The sequence below is a fragment of the Ferrovibrio sp. genome, assembly GCF_965278975.1.
GTDB lineage: Bacteria > Pseudomonadota > Alphaproteobacteria > Ferrovibrionales > Ferrovibrionaceae > Ferrovibrio.
The window spans coordinates 2,918,083-2,940,427 of sequence record NZ_OZ257126.1; the positions used below are offsets into that span (position 1 = coordinate 2,918,083).

Here is a 22,345-nt window from a genome sequence, read left to right on the forward strand (position 1 = left end):
CTACCAGGGCAGCAGGTCGGAGATGCCGGTGCCGGCATGCCAGGCGGCGACGCCAAGGCCGACGCAGACACCGGTGCTGATCAGGCCCAGCGCCTGACCAGCCAGTACGCCTAGGCCATCACGGGTCAGCAGGCCCAGCGCGATCAGGATGATGCCGACGGCGAAAGGCGCGTTGGCAAAAGGGATCGGCAGGGCCAGACCGATGGCCTGCACCATGATGCCGAGCAGAGCCAGTGCCAGGCCCAGGCCGCCGAGCATCCAGGTCAGGCGCGGGCGGAAATGACGCTCCAGCCGGCGCAGGCGGGGAATCGTGTAGCGCAGGAAACGGTCGAGGAAGCCGCTGGAAAGCTCGCGCCGTGCCAGCACGGCAGGCAGTGGTGCCTGGGCATGGTCACGGCGCAGCAGCAGCGCCAGCAGCATGCCACCGGCCACGGCCACGATCAGCGAGCCGGTGAGGAAGCCGAGCGGCAGGCCCGGCGAGGGCATCAGGCCGAGCAGGCCGAGGAACAGCAGCAGGAGCAAAGCCGAGCGTTCGGCGAATAGTTCGGCGGCTTCGGCAAGCGTCACCGGGCGGTCGCGGCCCAGGCGGCGCAGCTTGGCCAGATCGTGGGCGATGGAGGCCGGGCGTTGCACCGCCGGGTTGTTGCTGGCAGGGGATTGCGTAATCATGTCCGTTACTTCGCCCGGGAAATGGGGCGGCATGATGGCAGCCCGATGACGCTTGTTAGGAGCTTGTTAAGCTTTGCGGACTCGCCTCGGGCCCGCCTCGCCGGGTAGGATGCGGCCATGAGCTTCGCGCCCCGTTTCTTCGCTGCCCTGGGCACCGTGCCCCATGCCGAGCGTCTGGCCTTCCTGACCCAGGATGTGCGCGCCGCCGGCACGGTATTCGGTTTCTATGGTGCCGCCGCCGCCATCGGCGCGCGGCCGACCGAGATGGCGCTGATCGTGGTGCGCCGCTACCGGCCGGAGGACCTGCATCGCCAGGTGGTGCTGGTGTTCCAGCAGGACCGCAAATTCGCCGAAGCCCTGTCCAAGCTCTATGCCGCGCGCGGCAAGCCCCTGGGTTTCGAGGGCCAGTACCGCTGGTGCGCGATACCTGAACCGACCTTCATGGCGCCGGAAACCTTCGCCCTGCTGGCGCAGCGGTTCCCGACGCTGCTGATGATCGAGGAGCAGGAGGACAAAGCGCGGATCGTGGTGTATGGCTCGGAAGGCTTCAAGCAGCGCCCGCCGCTGAAATTAGCCCCGCTGCCCAAGCCGGTGCCGCCGAAACCGCAGATCGCCGTGCCGCCGCCGAAACCGAAGGCGCCGCCAGCCGCCGCCAAGGTGGTGCCGCTGCGCCCGTTCGCGGGGCCGCCAGGCGCCAACCGCGCGCCGCTGCCGCCTTTGCCGCTCAGCCGCCGCCGGCGCCTGCGCAGCGTGGTGGCACTGAACGAGAAGGTGGAACGCCAGGTGGTGAACGAGTTCCGCCGCCTGCTCACCGTGCTGGCCTATTACGGCTAGATAAGGCTAAAGCGGCTCCGTCCGCATATAGCGGCCATCCTGGTAGACCAGCGGCGCGATGGCGTTGCGATTGATCACCCGCAGCACTTTGCCGATGAAAATCCCGTGCGAGCCATAGGCATGCACGGCTTCCACGGCGCAGACGATATTGGCCTGGGCATCGTGCAGATAGGGTACGTTCTCGGCATCCTCGCGCCAGTCGCCGGTATCGAAGCGGGCCTCTCCTTCGGCGCCGCCGCTGCAGATTTCCGAAATCGGCTGCTGCCCGGTATGCAGCAGGTTGATGCAGAAGCGGTTGCCCAGGCCCAGATGGGCATGCAAAGCCGCCGAGCGGTTGACGCAGGCCAGCAGGGCCGGCGGATCGGCCGATACGGAAGTGACCGCCGTGGCGGTCATGCCGCAGCGCCGGCCCTGCGGGTCGCGGGCGGACAGCACGGTGACCGTGGCGGCCAACCGGCGCATGGCGGCGCGGAAGTCCCCCCGCAGATTGGGGTCTGGGCCAGGGGCAAGGCCAGGGTCGGGCATGGGGTGGTCAGACATGGCCTCAAGATGCGGCTGATTCGCAAATAGCGCAATCTTTTCGGCGGCTTGACTTCGTTCGGCAGGCCACCATCTTGCAAACCAGACCAAAATGGTCTTATTTGCGCGCGAACAAGCTAGGATGGAACCGAAACGATGCTGCGGCTGAGCCGATTGGCGGATTATGGCGTGATGGTGATGGCCCATATGGCTGCCGCCCCCGCTGCCGTGCACACGGCGGATGCCGCCGCTGCGGCCACCGGCCTGCCGGGCCCGACGGTGGCCAAGCTGATGGCCAAGCTGTGCCGTGCCGGCCTGCTCGCCTCGCAGCGTGGCGCCCGTGGCGGCTATTCGCTCAGCCGCGAGCCGCAGGCGGTGACGGTGGCCGATATCGTCTCGGCGCTGGATGGCCCGATCGCGCTGACGCAATGCTCCGAGCACCAGCCCAGTGCCTGCGACCGCGAAAACCTCTGCGTCTCGCGGCGCGGCATCCACAAGATCAACAGCGCCATCCGTCAGGCGCTGGAATCGGTCAGTCTCGCCGAACTGGCGCGACCGGCCTTCGATTTCATGCAGCCGCCCGCGGAACGCCCCGCGGCGAGCCGCCCGACTTGAACCAGTAGAAGCAGCCCAGGTGCCCCATGCCTGCCGCCCTTGAAACCATCGATACTGTCGCCAAGCTCGGCGATTACAAATACGGCTTCGTCACCGACATCGAATCCGAGGTTCTGCCCAAGGGCCTGAGCGAGGATGTGGTGCGTTTCATCTCGGCCAAGAAGGGCGAGCCGGAATGGATGCTGGAATGGCGCCTCAAGGCCTACCGCATGTGGCGCAAGATGGAGGACCGCGAGCCGACCTGGGCGCGCGTCAGCTATCCCAAGATCGATTTCGAGGACATCCACTATTACGCCTCGCCGAAGCAGAAGAAGGGGCCGGCCAGCCTGGATGAGGTGGATCCCGAACTGCTCGCCACCTATGAGAAACTCGGCATCCCGCTGCGCGAGCGCGAAGCCCTGCTCGGCATCGAGAAGGGCGGCAGCAACGTTGCGGTGGATGCGGTGTTCGACAGCGTTTCGGTTGCCACCACCTTCAAGGGCAAGCTGAAGGAGATGGGCATCATCTTCTGCTCCATGTCGGAAGCGATCCGCGAGTATCCCGAACTGGTGCAGAAGTATCTCGGCTCAGTGGTGCCGATGGCGGATAACTATTACGCAACGCTGAACTGTGCCGTGTTCTCCGATGGCAGCTTCGTCTATGTGCCGCCGGGCGTGCGCTGCCCGATGGAGCTCAGCACCTATTTCCGCATCAACGAGGCCAAGACCGGCCAGTTCGAGCGCACGCTCATTGTCGTCGACAAGGGCGCTTATGTGTCCTACCTCGAAGGCTGCACCGCGCCGATGCGTGATGATAATCAGCTGCATGCGGCGGTGGTCGAGCTGGTAGCCATGGAAGATGCCGAGATCCGCTATGCCACGGTGCAGAACTGGTATCCGGGCGACAAGAACGGCAAGGGCGGTATCTATAATTTCGTCACCAAGCGCGGCGCCTGCCGTGGCGCGCGCTCGAAGATTTCCTGGACCCAGGTCGAGACCGGCTCGGCGATCACCTGGAAATATCCGTCCGTGATCCTGCAGGGTGATGACAGCGTGGGTGAGTTCTACTCGGTTGCGGTGGCGAATAACGCGCAGCAGGCCGATACCGGCACCAAGATGATCCATCTTGGCGCCAACACCAAATCCACCATCATCTCCAAGGGCATTTCCGCGGGTAAGGCGCAGAATACCTATCGCGGCTTGGTGCGCATGCAGCACGGCGCCAAGAATGCGCGCAACTATTCGCAATGCGACAGCTTGCTGATCGGCGACAAATGCGGCGGCCATACCGTGCCGTATATCGAAGTGCGCAACCGCTCCGCCAAGGTGGAGCATGAAGCCACCACTTCACGCATTTCCGATGATCAGCTGTTCTATTGCCGCCAGCGCGGCCTGTCGGCGGAAGATGCCGTCTCCACCATCGTCAACGGTTTCTGCAAGGACGTGTTGCAGAAGCTGCCCATGGAATTTGCCATCGAGGCGCAGAAGCTGCTCGGCGTCAGCCTTGAAGGCTCGGTAGGCTAAGGATGAGTCAGATGCTTGAGATCAAGAACCTGCATGCCCGTGTCGATGGCAAGGACATCCTGCGCGGCATCAACCTGGTGATGCGGCCCGGTGAAGTGCATGCCATCATGGGGCCGAATGGTTCGGGCAAATCCACGCTGTCCTATGTGCTGGCTGGCCGCGATGGCTATGACGTCACCGAAGGAGACATCCTGTTCAATGGCCAGAGCCTGCTGAGCATGGAGCCGGAAGAACGCGCCCGTGAAGGCGTGTTCCTGGCTTTCCAGTATCCGGTGGAAATTCCCGGCGTTGCCAATGCGGTATTCCTGCGTTCCGCCGTCAATGCTGTGCGCAAGCATCGCGGCTTGGCCGAACTGGATGCCATGAGCTTCCTGAAGGCGGCGCGGGCCAAGATGAAGCAGTTGCAGATGGACGAGAAGTTCCTGCAGCGCCCGGTGAATGTCGGCTTTTCCGGCGGCGAGAAGAAGCGCAATGAAGTGTTCCAGATGCTGATGCTGGAGCCGAGCCTGATGCTGCTGGATGAGACCGATAGCGGCTTGGATATCGATGCGCTCAAGATCGTCGCCGAAGGCGTCAACGCGCTGCGCGGCCCGGAACGTTCCGCCCTGGTGATCACGCATTACCAGCGCCTGCTGGATTACATCGTGCCGGATCATGTGCATGTGCTGGCCAAGGGCCGCATCGTGAAGTCGGGCGGTAAGGAACTGGCGCTTGAGCTTGAGGCCAAGGGCTATGCCGATATCGTGTCGGAGGCGGCGTGAGCCTCTTCGCTGACCATATCGCCAGGTTGCAGGCGGAATTGCCGGCCTTGCCCGCCGCGCAGGCTTTGCGCGAGGGTGGGTTGGCCGATCTGCGCCGCACCGGCCTGCCGGGCCGCAAGGTCGAGGCCTGGAAGTTTACCTCGTTGCAGCCAGTGGAAAAGCGCGGCTGGCGGCTTGCCGCCAATGGTGCCGCACCCTTTGCCGCGCCACTGCCCGAGGGCGTGAGGCTGGTGCCGATTGCCAAGGCCCTGGCCGAACAGGGCGAGGCGCTGGCGAAGGCGCTGGTGCCTGCCGGCCATGACGCGGCCGATGCGCTGGTGGCACTGAACGCGGCCCTGCTCAGCGATGGCTGGCTGCTCGATGTGGCGCCGGGCGTGGCGCTGCCCAAGCCGATCCATCTTGATCTGCGCAACGATGATGCCGAGGGCCTGGCGAATATCACCTGCCTGTTGCGGCTGGGCGAGGGCGCTTCCGCCGCGCTGTTCGAGAGCCATGAAGGCGGCGGCTTTTCCAACAGCCGGATCAAGATCGAGCTGGCACCTGGCGCGAAGCTGTTCCATGCCCGGCTACAGCGCCATAGTGCCGAGGCCTATCATGCCGGTCTCACCGAGGCCCGGCTTGGCGCCAATGCTGAATACCGCCATGTCTCGCTCATGCTGGGCGGGGCCATCGCGCGCCATGAACTGGCAGTGACACTTGCAGGCGAGGGCGCGCAACTCGATGCTCAGGGGTTGAGCCTGGCCAGTGGCAAGGCGCATCTGGATCATACCTTGCGGCTGGCCCATGAAGCTGCCGGCTGCGCCAGCAACCAGTTGTTCAAGAATGTGGTGGATGATCACGGCCATGCCGTGTTCCAGGGCCGCATCCGCGTTGCTCCCGGCGCGCAGCAGACCGATGCGCAGCAGCTTTGCCGCACGCTGTTGCTGTCGGACGATGCCGCCATCGATACCAAGCCCGAGCTTGAGATCCTGGCCGACGACGTGAAATGCAGCCATGGCGCCACGGTCGGTGACCTGGATGCCAACATGCTGTTCTATCTCCGCGCCCGCGGCATTGATGCGGCGCTGGCCCGTCGCCTGCTGCTGGAAGGCTTCGCCGCTGAAATCCTGGAGGCGATTCCGCAGGGCGACCTGCGGCTGCCTTTCATCGCCGCGCTGGAAGATTGGTTCGCCACATGAGCGCCCAACTCAATACCGCAACCACAGGCTTCGATGTCGAGCGCATCCGCCAGGATTTCCCGATCCTGGCGCAGAAGGTCTATGGCAAGCCGCTGGTGTTTCTCGATTCCGGCGCCAGCGCGCAGAAGCCGCAGGTGGTGATCGATGCCATGAGCAAGGCATTTGCCACGCAATATGCCAATGTGCATCGCGGCATCTACCAGCTCAGCCAGCTTGCCACCGATGCCTATGAAGATGCGCGTGAGAAAGTCCGCGCCTTCATCAATGCCGGTGATGTGCGTGAAGTCGTATTCACCCGCAATGCCACCGAGGCCGTGAACCTGGTGGCGAATTCCTTCGGCTATGGTTTGCTGAAAGCCGGCGATGAAGTGCTGATCAGCCATATGGAGCACCACGCCAATATCGTGCCGTGGCAGCTGCTGCGTGACCGCCATGGTATTGTGCTGAAAGTGGCGCCGGTGCTGGATGATGGCAGCCTGGATATGGCCGGTTTCAAGGCCCTGCTCGGGCCGCGTACCAAGCTGGTTGCCATCGCCCATGTGTCGAATGTGCTTGGCACGGTCAATCCGGTGGCCGAAATCGTGCGGCTGGCCCATGCGGCTGGTGCCCGTGTGCTGATCGACGGCAGCCAGGCGGTGCAGCACATGCCCGTGGATGTGCAGGCGCTGGATGCCGATTTCTACGTCTTCACCGGGCATAAGCTTTATGGTCCCACCGGCATCGGCGTGCTCTATGGCAAGGCCGCGTTGCTGGAAGCCATGCCACCCTGGCAGGGTGGCGGCGACATGATCCTCTCGGTCACCTTCGAGAAGAACGAATGGGCCGAATTGCCGCATAAATTCGAGGCTGGCACGCCGGCCTTCATCGAGGCTGTCGGGCTCGGCGCCGCCATCGACTATGTGCAGGCAGTAGGCATTGAGGCCATCGCCGCTCATGAGCATGACCTGCTGGTTTATGCCACGGCGAAGCTGAAAGAGATCAACAGCCTGCGCATCATCGGCGAGGCCCCGGAGAAGGGTGCGGTGATTTCCTTCGTGCTTGAAGGCATCCACGCCCATGATGTCGGCACCATTCTTGATCGCGAGGGCATCGCGGTACGCGTCGGCCAGCATTGCGCCCATCCGCTGATGGATCGTTTCGGCGTCAATGCCACGGTGCGGGCCAGTTTCGGCATGTACAACACCCGGGCGGAAGTGGATGCGCTTTGCGCCGGGTTGAAGCGGGTGATGGAGATTTTCGGCTGATGGGCGCGAAGGCGAAAAAGCCGGCGGTGGCGCCGGAACAGGTGCGGGACCAGGTGATCGAGGCGTTGAAAACCGTCTACGACCCGGAAATCCCGGTTAACATTTTTGAATTGGGCCTTATATACAAGGTGGATGTGAACGACGACACCAACGATGTCGCCATCGAGATGACGCTTACCTCACCCAATTGCCCGGCCGCGCAGTCGATGCCGGGCGAGGTCGAGGTCAAGGCGCGCGAGGTCGAGGGTGTTGGCGAAGTCACGGTGGAGATCGTCTGGGAACCGCCGTGGACGCAAGAGAATATGTCCGAGGCTGCCCGCCTCGAACTCGGCATGATGTAAGATTGGGCATGATGTAAGGGTGACGTCATGAGCATGGATACGCAACAGACTGAAGCGCCGAAGCCAGCGGCGGCCAAACCGCGCCGCGCGCTGCCGCCGCCGGTGACACTGACCGAGGCCGCCGCCGAGCGTGTGCGCTCGTTGATCGCGCGCAGCGACAAGCCGGTGCTGGGCCTCCGCATCGGGGTCAAGACCAAGGGCTGCTCCGGCATGGCCTACGACGTGACCTATGCCGAGGAGAAAGCCAAGTTCGACGAGGAAGTGACCGACAAGGGCGTCACCATCTTCATCGATCCGAAGGCGCAGATGTTCATCTTCGGCACCGAGATCGACTGGGTGGAGGACAAGCTGCAGGCCGGCTTCGTGTTCCGCAATCCCAACGAAAAGGGCCGCTGCGGCTGCGGCGAGAGCTTCCACGTCTGACGGCGCTTCGTTAAGTGTAAAATAGAAGGCGGGCAGTATTACTGCCCGCCTTTTTCAGTCGGTGTGGCTAGAGGCAGGGTTTCTACAACAGGCTAACTCTTTGTGTGTGCCAATTCTTTGCGCAGAGCATCAATACCGATGGGCGTGAACATAGGTTGAGCGTAAATCCTGCCGTTCGGCAAGTTAGCCAAGCGGATCACCATCAAGCCAAGCTCGATGATTTCCTGGCGAGGAGTGTTAATTTCGACTCGTTTGTCTACCCACATGTTGGCTCGCAACCAACGATAAAGATTACGAGCATTTTTCATTTCAAGCATCTTTGCCGCCTCATCCACTGAGATGTAGCCCGTTGCGTGAATAATCTGGTCATATGCTTCTGCCTTAGGCAGGGCGCGAGTCAGCTGGTCTTCGGTCTTCTGCACGCGGTTGGCGTATCGCAAAAGCAATTCGCGCAACATGCTCGGATCATCAAGGTTGAGGTGATCAGGGTTGCTGTTGACCGTTTCGCCGGCCATATTGTGAGCCGTCATTGGAGGTACTCCTGTGATATCTGGCGTTTAAACGCCGGTTATGAGGCCTCTACGGCGGTCCGGCCTGCAAAACTGGCCGCCGTAGAGGTTTCGAATGTAATAATAATACGGAGCTGGTATCAAGTCTTGATACACTCCTGTATCAGCGGCGGTGATAAATTTTCGATTTGCCCGTTCTGTTCTGATATGATATGTAACGCCGCCTGAATCGCGAGGTTTACTGTGGCGGTAACGCTTAAAAAGACAGTTCGAAAGTTAGTCACGCTTCCCGCTGACCTTGCAGAGCGTGTGGAAGATTTCCGTATTACTCGCGGAATCTCTACCGAGTCTGATGCTTTAAAAGTACTAATTGAGGATGGCTTGAAGACAAAAGATAAGCCTTCTGACTTATTTAAGAGATGTCAGACTGCAACAGCTAGAGGACAAAGTGTGGGGGATATAATAAATTTCTTAACGGCGGATCATCCATTAATTACAAGCACTACGATTGATGCCGACTATTTGTATATTTACTTGGGAGATAAAGAAGAACAGCAAGAAAGATTCCTATTTAATAAGTCTAGTAAGAAATGGGTTTGGCAAGAATATCAATATGGTGAGTGGAGAAATATGGTTCCCCTGTCTTCTGAGGGTGCCAAGTTGCGCACGAAGCGAGAGGATTTAGATGAAGATATTCCTTTCTGAGGGTATCTGAACCTTTCGCCAGTGTGATTTTGAAAAGAGAGTTTTTAACTGCATAAAATCAGTGGTGTTATTTTCCTAGTAATCTAATATTTTTTTTATGTGCCGTTGTTCAGAAGAGTAGAGAAGTGGCCCTTGGTTGCGTTCGTGGATTGTTTCACGTGAAGCAATCCCGTTTACGATGCCGCCTGCACCTGGGGTGCCGGCTGGCGGCGCTTGTAGATCACATAGCGGTCGAATTCCATGAGCTGGTCATAATCCTCGAACCGCTTGGCAAAAAGCGGGTTGCGCAGGAAATAGTCGAGATAGTCGAATACCTCGCCCTGGCAGCGCGGGATGCCGGCCACCTTGTCGACGATCAGCAGTGCCGGCTTCTTCTTGTAGAAATCCTCCGCCACTGAGCGGAACACGAAGGATTCGCCCCGGCTCATGGCTTCCGGCGGATTGTAGAGCGGGGCGAATTCCGAACAGTCGGCATAGGCGCCCTGCAGCACCCACATGCTTTCAAAGCGCATGGTCATGCGGGCACCGGCATAATTCATGATCGGGAAATGCGGATAGATACCGGGCGAAAGCACCAGCACGCGGTTGTTGTACGCCTCCTGCTTGATGATATGCAGCAGGCGCGGGACTTCCGAGTTGGCGTATTCGAGCTGCTTGAAGAATGGCCGGGTGTGCAGGCCCTCCTGGTAGAAAACCAGCAGCATCAATGCGGCAGCGAACAGGCGTGGCCCCTGCTGGCGCGGCTGGCCGCCGACAATGGTGCGGCGCGGCCACACCTGATGATCCATCACATGGGCGATGATCACGGCGGCGAGCAGCAGGGTGAGCGCCTGGGCCGGCATCGCCTGGTAGGGCCAGCCCTTGCCCTGGGCATAGGCAGAGAATAGCGCGCCAAGGCCGGCGAGCCAGATGACACGTGCCAGATCCGAGCGGATCGCGAACCAGGCCGGGATGCCGAGCAGCGGCAGGATCACGCTGGGCGGGCCGAGATGCGGGCCGGTGATCAGGTTCAGCCAGTCGGTGTCGCTGACCACGGAATAGAATTCACGCGCGATCGGCAGTGCGATGGTGAAGTATTCCGGCGTCACGAACAGCGCAAACAGCGCGTGTGCCATGCCCACCGCCAGCATGCTCCAGGGCACCGGGTCGCGCAGTTCGGCACGCCAGCCGCGCCGCGCCAGTACATAGAGTTCGACCAGCGCGGGGATGGCGATGAAATACGGCTTGATGCAGAAGCCGATGCCGGCGAGCAGGGCGGTTGTGAGGCGCAATCGCTGGCTCAAGTCTTCGCCCTGAGCGCGACCCGAGGCGACCAGCAGATAGGGGATGGCCAGCACCAGCAGGATATGTTCGCGCTGGCCGAAGGTCTGGTTCGGAAACACGATCAGCAAAAACAGCAGCAGCAGCGGCAGCAGGGCGTCGGCGGTGGCATGGGCCGGGTCCAGGCTGGCGGCCAGCACCCAGCGGCAGGTCATGTAGGAAGCGGCGATGCCGATGGCGAGGCAGACCACCAGCAAGGTGGTGCCGGGCAGGCCGGTTACTTTCGCCAAAGCTTCCGGCAGCAGATGCAGCACGAAGGTCAGCGGCGTGTTCATGTCGATGGCATCGACATAAAGCTTGCCACCTTCCAGCCACACCTTGGAGATATAAAGCAGCACCGCTGTGTCATGATTGATCGGCGGGAAGAAGTACCCGACGATCCAGGTGGCGCAGAGCACCAGCAGGAAGCCATAGAGCAGGCGCGACCAGTCGAGACGCAGCAGCAGGCTGCGGCTGGGGTCGCGGCGCTCAGCTGCAAGGCTGGGGGGCGGCAGGTCGGCGGGCTGGATGTGGCTCATGCTATCGCTACGCCCCCTCCAGGGGGCCGGGACAAATCTACCGGGACTTGGTAAATCATTCACTTCGTTCGGAATCAACGGGTATCTCGGGATGCAGCGCGATGAATACCGCCGCATGGCGGCGCTGGAAGAGAGCATGTGGTGGTACAGGGCGCTGCATGCCGGCGTATTGCAGCGGCTGCAACGGCTTGGGCCGGCAGCTGGTTCCCGCCTGCTGGATGCCGGCTGCGGCACCGGGGGGTTTCTTCTCTATCTGAAGCTGTCGGGAATGCCAATTCTACCCCAGGGAGTAGAGTATGACGCCGAAGCGGCGGCCCTGGCGCGGGACAAGACCAGCCTGCCGGTGGCGGTCGGGTCGGTTAACGGCCTGGCCTATGCCGATGCCAGCTTCGACACCATCGTCTCCAATGACGTGCTGGGCCATGCCGCCGTGGACGAGGCAGCGGCTCTGGCCGAATTCCACCGCTGCCTGGTCCCGGGTGGCCGGCTGCTGCTCAGCCTGCCGGCCTATGCCTGGATGGCCTCGGGCCATGACCGCCATGTCCACAATGTCCGCCGCTACACTGCCACCGGCGCCCGGGTGGCGCTGGAACGGGCCGGGTTCCAGGTTGAGGCGGCAGGCTATTGGAACAGCCTGCTGTTTCCTCTAATGCTGCTGCATCGGCTGACCACCGGGCAGGCACAGCAGGAAAGCGACGTGAAACCATTTCCGCCGCTGCTCGACCGGGTATTCTTCGCCGTCACTGCCCTGGAGCGTGCCCTGGCCCGGCTGGGTCTTGGCCTGCCCTTCGGCGGATCTGTATGGGTACAAGCGAGAAAGCCATGAACACGAGTCCCGCGCCGCTCTTTGCCTTGTCCATCGTGGTGCCGGTCTATAACGGCGCCAACAGTGTGCCGACGCTTGTCGATGCCCTGGCGCGGCTGGAGGTCGAAGGCGGCCTTGAAATCGTGCTGGTCAATGATTGCAGCCCGGATAACTCCCTCGCCGTCTGCCGCGACCTCTGCAATGCCAACAGCGTTGCGTTGAGCATCGTCAACCTGTCGCGGAATTACGGCGAGCATAATGCGGTGATGGCCGGCCTGAAGCATGCCCGCGGTGCGCATGTCATCACCATGGATGACGATCTGCAGAACCCGCCCGAGGAAGTGCTGCGGCTGTGGCGCCATACCCGCGATGGCGGCTTCGACGTGGTCTACACCTATTATGCCGAAAAAAAGCACGAGTCCTGGCGCAATATCGGCAGCCGCTTCACCAACTGGTGCGCCGATTATCTGCTCGACAAGCCCAAAGGCCTGTATCTTTCCAGCTTCCGCTGCATGAACGCCTTCCTCATCCGCGCGGTGGGGGATCACGATGGGCCGTTTCCCTATATCGATGGCCTGATCATGCAGATCACGCAGAATATCGGCCGGCTGCAGGTGGCGCATCTGCCGCGCGCCGAGGGGCGCAGCAACTACACGCTGGCCCGCCTGTTCCGTCTGTTCCTTTCCATGTTCCTGAATTTCTCGGTGATACCGCTGCGCGTCGGCACCCTGGTCGGGGTGGCGATGGCGGGGCTGGGCGTGCTCGGCTTTGTCGTTGTGCTGGTGGAGGCGCTGATCTCGGCCGACCGCCCGCAGGGCTGGGCCTCGCTGATGGCCGCCGTGCTGCTGCTGGCCGGCGTGCAGCTCATCATGCTGGGCCTGGTCGGCGAGTATCTCGGTCGCATGTTCCTGGCGGTGAACAAGCGGCCGCAATTCGTGGTGCGCGACGTGCAGCGTAACGAAAAGGCCGAAGCCGGAGCACCGCAATGATGCAGTTCTATGTTGTGCTGGCGCTTGGCGTGCTGATCGGCGTGGCCGGTCAGATGCTGCTGAAATCCGGCGCCGATGCCGGCCAGGAAGGGCTGCTGGCGCAATTCCTGGCGCCGCAATCGATCATCGGTCTCGGGCTCTATTTCCTGGCCGCGCTTTGCTACATGTATGCCCTGCGCAAGCTGCCGGTATCGGTCGCCTTCCCGATGGTGTCGCTATCCTATGTAGTGGTGGCGCTGGCAGCCTATTGGCTCTACGGCGAGCCGCTCGGCCTGCCCAAGCTGGCCGGCATCGCGCTGATCTGCGCCGGCGTCATCCTCGTCACGCGCACGGCCTGACGCCGATAATCGGCCGTCAGACTGATTGTCTGACGGCAGCAATCACGGCATCCGCCTGGGCGTCGCTGAGCTGCGGGAACATCGGCAGGCTGAGGATAGCCTTGGCCGCTGCCTCGGTGCGGGCAAGACCGCCGACACCCAGCGGCACGCGGCCCTGATAGGCCGGTTGCAGGTGGACCGGCACCGGGTAGTGGATCAGTGTGCCGACACCCGCCTTGGCCAAGGTATCGCGCAGGGCGTCGCGGCGGGCGGCGCCCACATCGATCACATATTGATGGTAGACCGGCTCGGCGCCGGTGCGGGTTGCGGGCAGGCTGATGCCATCCAGATTTTTCAGCCCGGCATCATAGCGCGCAGCAATGGCCTGGCGCCGGGCGGTATCGGCCTTCAGCCGTGTCAGCTTCGCCCGCAGGATCGCTGCCTGCAGCGGATCAAGGCGGCTGTTCATGCCGGTGATGGCACTGACATAACGCTCGCGCCAGCCATATTCGCGCAATTCCTTGAGCCGCGTCGCCACGGCTGCATCCTCGGTGGTAATGATGCCGCCATCGCCGATGGCGCCGAGATTCTTCGTCGGGTAGAGCGAATAGGCGGTGAGCTGGCCCCAATGGCCGATACCGATGCCGCCAAGGCGCGCGCCATGGGCCTGGCTGCCATCCTCAATGATGGCAAGGCCATGCTTGGCGGCGATTGCCGCGATGGCTGGCATGTCAGCGGCCTGACCATAGAGATGCACTGGCACGATGGCCTTCGGTTTGGCCGCACCGGCAGGCCAGGCGGCCAGGGTCTTTTCCAGTTGCGCCGGATCGAGGCCGTAATAGGCATCCACATCCAGCAGCACCGGGGTGGCGCCAACCAGTTCGATGGCCGATACCGTGGCAACGGCGGTATGCGACACGGTGAACACGGCATCGCCCGGACCAAGGCCGAGGGCGCGGAAGGCGAGAATCAGGGCATCGGTGCCGCTGGCCACAGCAACGCCCTGTTTGGCGCCAGCATAGGCAGCGAATTCAGCCTCGAAGGCACTCACTTCCTCGCCGAGGATGTAGCGTCCGCCTTCCAGCACGCGGCGGATCGCGGCATCGATCTCGGCCTGCTGCGCCAGATAGGCGGCCTTCGGGTCGGTCTGCGGAATCATGATGCTCAAGCCTCGTTGTTGATGCCGCCATGGCAGCACCGGATTATGCCGAAATCATGGCCTGCAATACCAGGGTTAGCCAGGCCGGGTATATGGCTGGGGCTTGCAAGAGCAGGGGGCGCCCGGCAAAGTGGCCACCATGCCAAATACCCATGCCCGCCGCCGCTCTCTTGCCGCCCTGCTGCTCGGCTGCGGCCTGCTGTCTGGCTGCGGCGCCACCGGTGCGTTGAACGAGCCTTACTTTATCACGGTGGAAAACCAGACGCTCGACCCGGCCTCGGCGCTGCCGCTGTTCTCGGTCTGCTACAACGCGACCCTGCACAAGGCGCAGACGGTGCGGGGTCTGGTGGTGCAGCATTGTGCCAACCCGAAGCTGCTGGAGAACCGCAGCGACCTGGATCACTGCTCGCTGGCAGCGCCGGTGCGCGTCACCTATGCCTGCACGGCGATCAGCCGCACGGCGGCGGAATCCCGGCCCAACCTGTCCACCGAAACCAGCAATTTCAGCTCTGGCCTGGTGTTTTAAAGCCAGCCTGAAAAAGCGCGTCGAGCCTCAGGCGCCACGGCGCTTGCCGGTTTCCTTGTCGAAGAGATGCAGCTGGCTGCTGTCGACGTTGAGTATCGGCTGGCTGTTGTCGTGATAGCCGGCATTGCTCGGCACGCGCGCCACCACGTCTTCGCCACCGATCTTGCCATGCAGCAGCGTATCGGCGCCCAGTTCTTCGGCCACATCTACTTTCAGGCTGAGGCGGCCGGCGGCCGGCGCACCGCTGTCGCCGGGGCGTACCAGCAGCATATGCTCCGGGCGCAAACCCAGCGTATAGGCGCCGGCAGGCGCATTGGCATAGGCCGCAGGCAGCGACAACCGGCTGCCATCCTGCAACTGCGCCACGCCGCCAGCCACCTGGCAGCTCAGGAAGTTCATCGGCGGGCTGCCGATGAAGCCGCCGACATAGGTGGTTGCCGGGGTGGTGTAGACCTCGGCCGGCGTGCCGATCTGCTCGGCGCGGCCCTGGTTCATCACGATCAGGCGGTCGGCCAGCGTCATCGCCTCCACCTGGTCATGGGTGACATAGACCGAGGTGACGCCAAGCTGCTGATGCAGCCGCTTGATCTCCAGCCGCATCTGCACGCGCAGCTTGGCATCCAGGTTGGAAAGCGGTTCGTCGAACAGGAACACGCTCGGCTCGCGCACGATGGCACGGCCCATGGCAACGCGCTGGCGCTGGCCGCCGGAAAGTTCACGCGGACGGCGCTGCAGATAAGGCTGCAATTGCAGGATTTCCGCGGCGCGGGCAACACGCTTGGCGATTTCTTCCTTGCTCATGCCACGGATGCGCAGGCCGTAGGACATATTCTCATACACGCTCATATGCGGGTAGAGCGCGTAGTTCTGGAACACCATGGCGATGTCGCGGTCGGCCGGTTCGACATCGTTGACCACCCGATCACCGATGCTGATGGTGCCATCGGTGATCGCTTCCAGGCCGGCAATCATGCGCAGCAAGGTGGACTTGCCGCAGCCCGAGGGGCCAACGATGACGATGAATTCACCATCCTTGATCTCCATGTCGACGCCATGGATGACCCGGAGCGAGCCGTAATTCTTCTTAACGCTGTTGAGCGTCACCTTTGCCATGGCGGCTTACTTCTCCGTTTCCACAAGTCCCTTGACGAACCAGCGTTGCATCAGCACCACCACCGCCACCGGCGGCAACAGCGCCAGCACAACCATGCCCATGATCACCGGCCATTCCAGGAAGGCATCGGGTGCGCGCACCAAGCGGCCAATGGCCAGCACGATGGTCTGGTAATTCGCATCGGATGCGATCAGCAACGGCCACAGATACTGGTTCCAGCCATAGATGAACTGGATCACGAACATCGCCGCGATGCTGGTGCGGGCCAGCGGCACCAGCACATCCCAGAAGAAGCGCATTGGGCCGGCACCATCGATGCGGGCCGCTTCCACCAGTTCGTCCGGCACGGTCATGAAGAACTGGCGGAACAGGAAGGTGGCGGTGGCGGAGGCGATCAGCGGCAGCACCAGACCGGTATAGGTATCCAGCAAGCCGAGATCGGCAACGATCTTGTAGGTGGGAATGATGCGCACTTCGACCGGCAGCATCAGGGTGATGAAGATCATCCAGAAGAAGAAATTCTTCAGCGGGAAGCGGAAATAGACGATGGCGAAGGCGGAAAGCAGCGAGATGATGATCTTGCCGACGGCAATGCTCACCGCCATCAACAGGCTGTTGGCCATCAGCAGCAGCGCCGGCGTGCCGCCGGAAACGCCAACGAGCTGCGGACCCTCGAACAGCGCCTGCGCGGTGTTCTTGAAGAACTCCGCGCCCGGCAGCATCGGCATCGGCGATTGCGCCAGGTCGGGGATGGTATGGGATGCGGCAATGATCGCCAGGTAGATCGGGAAGGCGACGATCAGGCCCACCAGGGTCAGCGTGGCATGGCTGATGAAATCGGCAACGGGGCGGCGCTCGATCATCAGTAATGCACCTTGCGCTCGATGTAGCGGAACTGCAGCACGGTGAGGCAGATCACGATCAGCATCAGCACCACGGACTGCGCCGAGGAGCCGCCAAGATCCTGCGCCTCGAAGCCGTCATACCACACCTTGTAGACCAGGATTTCAGTTGCTTTGGCCGGGCCGCCGCGCGTGGTGGCGTGCACTACGCCGAAAGTTTCGAAGAAGGCATAAACCACGTTCACCACCACCAGGAAGAACAGGGTGGGGGAGAGCAGCGGGAAGATGATGGTCCAGAACCGCCGGGTCGGGCTAGCACCGTCGATCGCGGCGGCCTCAATGAGCGATTTCGGAATCGATTGCAGGCCGGCAAGGAAGAACAGGAAATTGTAGCTGATCTGCTTCCAGGTGGCGGCGATTACCACCACCGTCATGGCCTGGCCGGAATTGATCAGGAAGTTCCAGTCATAGCCCATCTGCTTCAGCACATAGGCGACAATGCCTTGGCCCGGCAGGAACACGAAGCTCCACAGCGCGCCGGCGGCGGCCGGTGCCACGGCATAGGGCCAGATCAGGATGGTCTTGTAGGCCATGGCGCCGCGGATGATGCGGTCGGCCATCACGGCGAGCAGCAGCGAGACGCTCAAGCCGATGGAGGTCACCAGCAGGCTGAACACCGCCGTGACCTTGAAGGAATTCAGGTAATAGTCGTCTTCCAGCAGGTTGAGGAAATTCTCCATGCCCACGAACTGGCTGGACGTGCCGAAAGCATCCTCGCGCAGTACCGACTGCACAACAGCCTGGCCGGCGGGCCAGAAGAAAAACACAATAGTGATCGCGATCTGCGGCGACAGCAGCAGATAGGGCAGCAGCTTATGCTTGAAGACGACGCGCTTTTCCATTGCTCGCGATTCTCTAGATTTGCCTCAAGAAAAGGCCCGCGCCTGACAAAGTCAAGACGCGGGCCGATCCTGTTACGGGCGCTTAGGAGCGCTTGTTGTCACGCTCGAACTGGCGCAGCAGGCGGTTGCCGCGCTCGACGGCGGTATCAAGCGCTTCCTTCGGCGACTTCTTGCCCGACCAGACCGCTTCCAGCTCTTCGTCCATCACGTCGCGGATCTGGACGAAGTTGCCAAGACGCAGGCCCTTCGAGTTGGCCGTCGGCGGCTTCAGCATCATCTGCTGCACCGAGGTGTCGGTACCCGGGTTGGCGGCGTAGAAGCCCTGGGCCTTGGTGGCTTCGTAGGACATCGGGGTGATCGGCAGATAGCCGGTCGCCTTATGCCATGCCACCTGGCTTTCGGTCGCGGCCAGGTAATCGAAGAACTGGGCAACGCCCTTGTATTCTTCGGTCTTATGCTTGGCCAGCACCCACAGCGAGGCACCGCCGATGATCGAGTTCTGCGGCGCGCCGGCCACGTCGCTGTAGTAAGGCAGCATCGAGATGCCCCACTTGAACTTGGCGCCGCGGGCAAAGGTGGCGTAGCCAGCCGAGCTTTCCATATGGATGGCGCACTCGCCCGAGACGAACTTGGCGTTCGGCTCGTTCTTGCGGCCGCCATAGGTCATCAGGCCTTCCTTCATCCAGGTGGAAAGCTGGGTGATGTGGCGCACATGCAGCGGGCTGTTGAACTGCAGCTGGGTGTCGAAGCCATCGAAGCCATTCGACTTGCTGGCGAACGGCACGTTGTGCAGGGCCGAGAAGTTCTCCAGCTGAATCCAGGTCTGCCAATTGGACTGGAACGGGCAGGTGGAGCCGGAAGCCTTCAGCTTGCGGACCACGCCATCCATTTCCTGCCAGGTCTTCGGCGGCTGGTTCGGGTTCAGGCCGGCCTTCTCGAAGGCGTCCTTGTTGTAATACATCACCGGGGTGGAGGAATTGAACGGGAAGGACAGCATGCGGCCGTCCGAGGTGCTGTAGTAGCCCGTCACTGCCGAGATGTAGGAACCCGGATCGAACTTGTAGCCGTTCTGGGCCATCAGCTCATAGACCGGCTTGATGGCGGCGCGCGAGGCCATCATGGTGCCGGTGCCGACTTCGAACACCTGCACGACATGCGGGCCCTTGCCGGCGCGGAAGGCGGCCATGGCGGCGGTCAGGGTCTCAGGGTAGCTGCCCTTGTTGACCGCAACGATCTTGTACTTGTCCTGGCCCTTGTTGAAGCCGTCGGCAACCTCGTTGACGCGGTCATTCAGCGCGCCGGTCATGGCATGCCACCACTGCAGCTCGATGCGGTTATCCTTGGCCTGCGCCAGGGCGGCGGAGGAGGAGGCAATCAGCGCGGTGCCGGCAAGCAGCGTCAGCGCCAGGCGCGCGCCAAAGCCAACAGAAGTCCCTGTGGTTTTCATTATTCCGTCTCCAATGCTAAATTTCCCACCCTGTCGGGGGAGCCCGACTTTATAGTTTTCATGCCGCGACGGTTCCGCGTCAGCATGGTTACAGTTATATGACAGGGGCCGTCCGTGACCAAGGGTTATTCGCACACAATCGAGTGGGCCGCCGATCAGGTGGTGCTGGATGGACGCCCGTTTCCCTTTACGCTGCGTCGCGATGCGCGGGCCCGCCGTATGTTGCTGCGCGTCATGCCGCGCGATGGCGCCGTTGTGCTGGTGCTGCCGAAACGCGCCAGCCTGCAGGCCGGGCAGCAATTCATGGCGGAACAGGCCGGCTGGATCCTGGCGCGTCAGGCGGAACGGCCGCAATCCCCTCCGTGGGCAGATGGCGGCAGCCTGCCATTTCTCGGTGAAACGCTCACCATCCGGCACTGCCCACAGCAGCGGGCGCGCGGTGCGGTCTGGCGCGAGGGCGGGGAACTCCTGGTCGCCGGCCAGCCGGAGCATCTGCCAAGGCGGCTGCGCGACTGGCTCAAGAGCCGCGCGCGGGAGGAATTCGCCGCCCAGGCCCGCAGCCTGGCGGCCAGTGAAGGGCTGAGCCTCAGCCGCGTCACGGTGCGGGATACCTCCAGCCGCTGGGGCAGTTGTTCGGCTGGCGGCAACCTGTCCTTCTCCTGGCGCCTGATCATGGCGCCGCCGGGCATCGTGCGTTACATGGTGGCACACGAAGTGGCGCATCTGCGCCATATGGATCACGGCGATGCGTTCTGGCGGCTGGTGGCGCGCTTGAGCGGCGGCGATGCGGAAATGCGCGCCGCGCGGCACTGGCTCAAGCGCCATGGCGCGGCATTGCATCTGGTGGGGTAGGCGGAAGCGGATGGCGAAACTGAACAAGGATTCGCTGGCGATGGTGGTGCTACTCGGCTGCATCACAGCGCTGGGCCCGCTTTCCACCGATATGTATCTCGCCTCGCTGCCGAGCCTGGCGCGTCTCTATCAGACCGATACGGCGACGGTGCAGCTTACGCTGTCTGCCTTCCTCGCCGGTTTCGCGGTGACGCAGCTTATTCATGGCCCGCTTTCCGACCGTTTCGGGCGCAAGCCGGTGCTGCTGGCCGGTGTTGCCATTTTCATCTTCGCCAGCATTGCCTGTGCGCTGTCGCCGAGCATCGAGGCGCTGATCGCCTGGCGTTTCGTGCAGGCCTGCGGCGCCTGTGCCGGCGTGGTGCTGGGCCGTGCCGTGGTGCGCGACCTGTTCGACCGCGAGCGCGCCGCCCGCATGATGTCGATGATCGCCATGGCGCTGGGCCTCACCCCGGCGGTGGCGCCGGTGCTGGGCGGCTTCCTGCACAGTTATATCGGCTGGCAGGCGAATTTCGTCGCCATGGCGCTGATCGGCGTGTCGCTATGGCTGGCCATCGCCCTGCTGCTGGCGGAAAGCAACACCCGGCTTGATCCCACGGCCACGCAGCCGCTGCCGATGTTGCGCAATTTCGGCACGCTGCTGCGGCACCAGCGGTTCCGGGGCTATGTCGGCTGCATCGCCTTCTGCTATGGCGGCCTGTTCGCCTTCATTTCCGGGTCCAGCTTCGTGCTGATCGGCGTCTATGGCGTGCCGGAAATCACCTATGGTTTCTGCTTCGGCATGGTGGTGATCGGCTATATCACCGGGGCGCTGATCGGGGCGCGGCTCACCGTGCGGCTGGGTGTCGACCGCATGCTCCAACTCGGTGTCGGGCTTTGCACCGGTGGCGGCCTGCTGATGCTGGCGCTGATCCTGTATTTCAATATTCAAGGCGGGCAGGGCCATTGGCTGGCCGTGGTGCTGCCGATGCTGCTCTACACGGCAGGCGTCGGCCTCACCATGCCGCAGGCCCAGGCCGGCGGCCTGCAGCCATTTCCGCAGATGGCGGGCTCTGCCGCTTCGCTGATGGGCTTCATGCAGATGACGGTGGCGGCCTGTGTCGGCATTTTTGTCGGCCATGCACTGGATGGCACGGCTCTGCCGCTGGCGGCCACTATCGCCGCCATGGGCGTGCTGAACGCATCATCCTACTGGCTGATCGTGCGGCGCAGCTAATCGCTGCCCAGCGCCGGGCCGAGCCATTCGCTCAAAGCCCGCAGCATTTCTTCACCCACCGGGCCAGACATATCCGGCACTGCGCGGCTCTTGAAATTGTGGTTGAGCTGCGGGAACAGGCGCAGGCTGTGCGGCGCCGGGCCGCGCGCGGCAAAGGCATTGTCCAGCGCCGGGGCGTCGCGTTCAGCTGAAACCTGGGTATCGGCCTGGCCTTGCAGCACCAGGGCCGGACCGGCAAAGGCGCGGGCCAGATTGCCGGGATCAAGGCGCAGGAAAGCCTGCAGGAACGGGCCGGCATAGGCGGGGTAGAGCGGCGCCAGGCCACGCGGCATCTCGGCCGGCACCTGCCCGGTATTGATGATGGTATCCATGATGCGGCGGTTGGCCGCCAGCAAGGCCCGGCTCTGGTTGGCCGGGGCCTGCTGCTCAACCAGCAGCCGCTCAAGCTGTTCCGGGATCACCGCATCCATGCGCCGGCCCGGCGTGGCGGTCAGCACCAGGGCTGCCGGCGCAGGTTTTAACTGCGCTGCGGCCGAAAGCGCGATCATGCCGCCTTCGGAATGACCCAGCAGGCCGGTGCGGCCGCCGTCGATGCCGGGATGCTCGGCCAGGAAGCGGAAGGCGGCCATGGCATCGCCGACGAAATTTTCCCAGCGGAAGAAATCGGGATAGGCGGCTGCATCGGTGGGCAGGCTGGCATTGTTGGCATGCATGCCGCGCTTGTCGTAGCGCAACGTGGCGAAGCCCTGCACTGCCAGATACTCTGAAATCTGGCGCAGCAGATCGGAGCGGATCTGCGGCGGCTGGTTGCCGTCGCGGTCGGTGGGGCCGCTGCCCTGGATCAGCAGCAGCGCCGGCCAGCCCTTGGGCGGCTGCTGCCGACCTGCCGGCATCACCAGAGTGAGGGCCAGCGGCGTATTGCCAACGCCTTGCACGGTGCCTTGGAACACGGTTGCGGTCTCCGACGCGCGGGTCAGGCTGGCGCTCAGCAGCAGGGTAAGGGCGAAAGTGAGGCGGGCAAGCATACGCATGGCGGCCATG

25 protein-coding genes are annotated in these 22,345 nt (G+C 62.8%); 15 read left to right on the forward strand and 10 right to left on the reverse strand.

Annotation, left to right across the window (positions count from 1 at the left end; translation table 11 throughout):
- Positions 1 to 702 (reverse strand): exopolysaccharide biosynthesis protein, encoded by a 702-nt coding sequence (locus ACQY7X_RS14005; protein ID WP_428246033.1) that lies wholly within the window; start codon positions 700 to 702, stop codon positions 1 to 3.
- An 84-nt stretch (positions 703 to 786) separates the two neighbouring features.
- Between ACQY7X_RS14005 and ACQY7X_RS14010 the strand changes: the two genes are divergently transcribed.
- Positions 787 to 1,503, forward strand: coding sequence for a hypothetical protein (locus ACQY7X_RS14010; RefSeq protein ID WP_428246034.1), 717 nt, complete (start codon positions 787 to 789; stop codon positions 1,501 to 1,503).
- Between the two features lie 6 nt (positions 1,504 to 1,509).
- On the opposite strand, the gene ACQY7X_RS14015 is transcribed toward ACQY7X_RS14010, so the two are convergent.
- A complete protein-coding gene (locus tag ACQY7X_RS14015) occupies positions 1,510 to 1,965 on the reverse strand; it encodes a flavin reductase family protein (protein WP_428246035.1) in 456 nt (151 codons plus the stop codon).
- Between the two features lie 213 nt (positions 1,966 to 2,178).
- On the opposite strand from ACQY7X_RS14015, the gene ACQY7X_RS14020 reads away from it, so the two are divergent.
- Genes ACQY7X_RS14020 through ACQY7X_RS14050 form a run of 7 tightly spaced genes read left to right on the forward strand, consistent with a single transcriptional unit; the run spans position 2,179 to position 8,086 of the window.
- A complete protein-coding gene (locus ACQY7X_RS14020; RefSeq protein ID WP_428246036.1) occupies positions 2,179 to 2,637 on the forward strand; it encodes an SUF system Fe-S cluster assembly regulator in 459 nt (152 codons plus the stop codon).
- A gap of 26 nt (positions 2,638 to 2,663) precedes the next feature.
- Positions 2,664 to 4,139: a Fe-S cluster assembly protein SufB gene (gene sufB, locus ACQY7X_RS14025; protein WP_428246037.1), complete on the forward strand. Its 1,476-nt coding sequence runs from the start codon at positions 2,664 to 2,666 to the stop codon at positions 4,137 to 4,139.
- A gap of 11 nt (positions 4,140 to 4,150) precedes the next feature.
- A complete protein-coding gene (gene sufC / locus ACQY7X_RS14030) occupies positions 4,151 to 4,900 on the forward strand; it encodes a Fe-S cluster assembly ATPase SufC (protein WP_428246038.1) in 750 nt (249 codons plus the stop codon).
- Positions 4,897 to 6,078: a Fe-S cluster assembly protein SufD gene (gene sufD, locus ACQY7X_RS14035; RefSeq protein ID WP_428246039.1), complete on the forward strand. Its 1,182-nt coding sequence runs from the start codon at positions 4,897 to 4,899 to the stop codon at positions 6,076 to 6,078. Before sufC ends, sufD begins: the two co-directional genes overlap by 4 nt.
- Positions 6,075 to 7,322 (forward strand): SufS family cysteine desulfurase, encoded by a 1,248-nt coding sequence (locus ACQY7X_RS14040; RefSeq protein ID WP_428246040.1) that lies wholly within the window; start codon positions 6,075 to 6,077, stop codon positions 7,320 to 7,322. The genes sufD and ACQY7X_RS14040 overlap by 4 nt, the downstream gene beginning before the upstream one ends.
- Positions 7,322 to 7,663: an SUF system Fe-S cluster assembly protein gene (locus ACQY7X_RS14045; protein WP_428246041.1), complete on the forward strand. Its 342-nt coding sequence runs from the start codon at positions 7,322 to 7,324 to the stop codon at positions 7,661 to 7,663. Before ACQY7X_RS14040 ends, ACQY7X_RS14045 begins: the two co-directional genes overlap by 1 nt.
- A gap of 33 nt (positions 7,664 to 7,696) precedes the next feature.
- Positions 7,697 to 8,086, forward strand: coding sequence for a HesB/IscA family protein (locus tag ACQY7X_RS14050; RefSeq protein WP_428250063.1), 390 nt, complete (start codon positions 7,697 to 7,699; stop codon positions 8,084 to 8,086).
- Positions 8,087 to 8,178: 92 nt separating this feature from the next.
- Here the strand turns inward: ACQY7X_RS14050 and ACQY7X_RS14055 are convergent, their stop codons facing one another.
- A complete protein-coding gene (locus ACQY7X_RS14055) occupies positions 8,179 to 8,616 on the reverse strand; it encodes a phage antirepressor KilAC domain-containing protein (protein ID WP_428246042.1) in 438 nt (145 codons plus the stop codon).
- A gap of 222 nt (positions 8,617 to 8,838) precedes the next feature.
- Between ACQY7X_RS14055 and ACQY7X_RS14060 the strand changes: the two genes are divergently transcribed.
- A complete protein-coding gene (locus ACQY7X_RS14060) occupies positions 8,839 to 9,300 on the forward strand; it encodes a hypothetical protein (protein WP_428246043.1) in 462 nt (153 codons plus the stop codon).
- Positions 9,301 to 9,473: 173 nt separating this feature from the next.
- Here the strand turns inward: ACQY7X_RS14060 and ACQY7X_RS14065 are convergent, their stop codons facing one another.
- A complete protein-coding gene (locus ACQY7X_RS14065; protein ID WP_428246044.1) occupies positions 9,474 to 11,138 on the reverse strand; it encodes a hypothetical protein in 1,665 nt (554 codons plus the stop codon).
- Between the two features lie 91 nt (positions 11,139 to 11,229).
- Here ACQY7X_RS14065 and ACQY7X_RS14070 point away from each other — a divergent pair, with 91 nt between their 5' ends.
- Genes ACQY7X_RS14070 through ACQY7X_RS14080 form a run of 3 tightly spaced genes read left to right on the forward strand, consistent with a single transcriptional unit; the run spans position 11,230 to position 13,270 of the window.
- The gene (locus ACQY7X_RS14070) at positions 11,230 to 11,964 is read left to right on the forward strand and encodes a class I SAM-dependent methyltransferase (protein WP_428246045.1); all 735 of its coding nucleotides are present in this window, start codon (positions 11,230 to 11,232) and stop codon (positions 11,962 to 11,964) included.
- Complete coding sequence (locus ACQY7X_RS14075; protein ID WP_428246046.1) at positions 11,961 to 12,932, forward strand: glycosyltransferase family 2 protein; 972 nt, start codon at positions 11,961 to 11,963, stop codon at positions 12,930 to 12,932. The genes ACQY7X_RS14070 and ACQY7X_RS14075 overlap by 4 nt, the downstream gene beginning before the upstream one ends.
- Positions 12,929 to 13,270, forward strand: coding sequence for an EamA family transporter (locus ACQY7X_RS14080; RefSeq protein ID WP_428246047.1), 342 nt, complete (start codon positions 12,929 to 12,931; stop codon positions 13,268 to 13,270). The genes ACQY7X_RS14075 and ACQY7X_RS14080 overlap by 4 nt, the downstream gene beginning before the upstream one ends.
- 16 nt (positions 13,271 to 13,286) lie before the next feature.
- Here the strand turns inward: ACQY7X_RS14080 and ACQY7X_RS14085 are convergent, their stop codons facing one another.
- On the reverse strand, positions 13,287 to 14,408 hold the full coding sequence (locus ACQY7X_RS14085; protein WP_428246048.1) for a DegT/DnrJ/EryC1/StrS family aminotransferase: 1,122 nt from the start codon (positions 14,406 to 14,408) through the stop codon (positions 13,287 to 13,289).
- Between the two features lie 130 nt (positions 14,409 to 14,538).
- Between ACQY7X_RS14085 and ACQY7X_RS14090 the strand changes: the two genes are divergently transcribed.
- On the forward strand, positions 14,539 to 14,934 hold the full coding sequence (locus ACQY7X_RS14090; protein ID WP_428246049.1) for a hypothetical protein: 396 nt from the start codon (positions 14,539 to 14,541) through the stop codon (positions 14,932 to 14,934).
- A gap of 27 nt (positions 14,935 to 14,961) precedes the next feature.
- Here ACQY7X_RS14090 and ACQY7X_RS14095 read toward each other — a convergent pair whose 3' ends face one another.
- The 4 genes from ACQY7X_RS14095 to ugpB form a co-directional block, all read right to left on the reverse strand.
- Complete coding sequence (locus ACQY7X_RS14095; protein ID WP_428246050.1) at positions 14,962 to 16,047, reverse strand: sn-glycerol-3-phosphate import ATP-binding protein UgpC; 1,086 nt, start codon at positions 16,045 to 16,047, stop codon at positions 14,962 to 14,964.
- 6 nt (positions 16,048 to 16,053) lie between these two features.
- Positions 16,054 to 16,911: a sn-glycerol-3-phosphate ABC transporter permease UgpE gene (gene ugpE / locus ACQY7X_RS14100; protein WP_428246051.1), complete on the reverse strand. Its 858-nt coding sequence runs from the start codon at positions 16,909 to 16,911 to the stop codon at positions 16,054 to 16,056.
- Positions 16,911 to 17,792 carry a sn-glycerol-3-phosphate ABC transporter permease UgpA gene (gene ugpA / locus ACQY7X_RS14105; RefSeq protein ID WP_428246052.1) on the reverse strand — a complete coding sequence of 294 codons (882 nt, stop codon included), beginning with the start codon at positions 17,790 to 17,792 and terminating at the stop codon, positions 16,911 to 16,913. Before ugpA ends, ugpE begins: the two co-directional genes overlap by 1 nt.
- Before the next feature lie 82 nt (positions 17,793 to 17,874).
- On the reverse strand, positions 17,875 to 19,239 hold the full coding sequence (gene ugpB, locus ACQY7X_RS14110; RefSeq protein ID WP_428246053.1) for a sn-glycerol-3-phosphate ABC transporter substrate-binding protein UgpB: 1,365 nt from the start codon (positions 19,237 to 19,239) through the stop codon (positions 17,875 to 17,877).
- Between the two features lie 114 nt (positions 19,240 to 19,353).
- Between ugpB and ACQY7X_RS14115 the strand changes: the two genes are divergently transcribed.
- Together ACQY7X_RS14115 and ACQY7X_RS14120 are read left to right on the forward strand one after the other, a co-directional pair.
- Complete coding sequence (locus ACQY7X_RS14115; protein ID WP_428246054.1) at positions 19,354 to 20,091, forward strand: M48 family metallopeptidase; 738 nt, start codon at positions 19,354 to 19,356, stop codon at positions 20,089 to 20,091.
- A 10-nt stretch (positions 20,092 to 20,101) separates the two neighbouring features.
- On the forward strand, positions 20,102 to 21,304 hold the full coding sequence (locus ACQY7X_RS14120) for a multidrug effflux MFS transporter (protein ID WP_428246055.1): 1,203 nt from the start codon (positions 20,102 to 20,104) through the stop codon (positions 21,302 to 21,304).
- Here ACQY7X_RS14120 and ACQY7X_RS14125 read toward each other — a convergent pair.
- Positions 21,301 to 22,344 carry an alpha/beta hydrolase family protein gene (locus ACQY7X_RS14125; RefSeq protein WP_428246056.1) on the reverse strand — a complete coding sequence of 348 codons (1,044 nt, stop codon included), beginning with the start codon at positions 22,342 to 22,344 and terminating at the stop codon, positions 21,301 to 21,303. The genes ACQY7X_RS14120 and ACQY7X_RS14125 overlap by 4 nt on opposite strands.
- Position 22,345 lies beyond the last annotated feature (1 nt).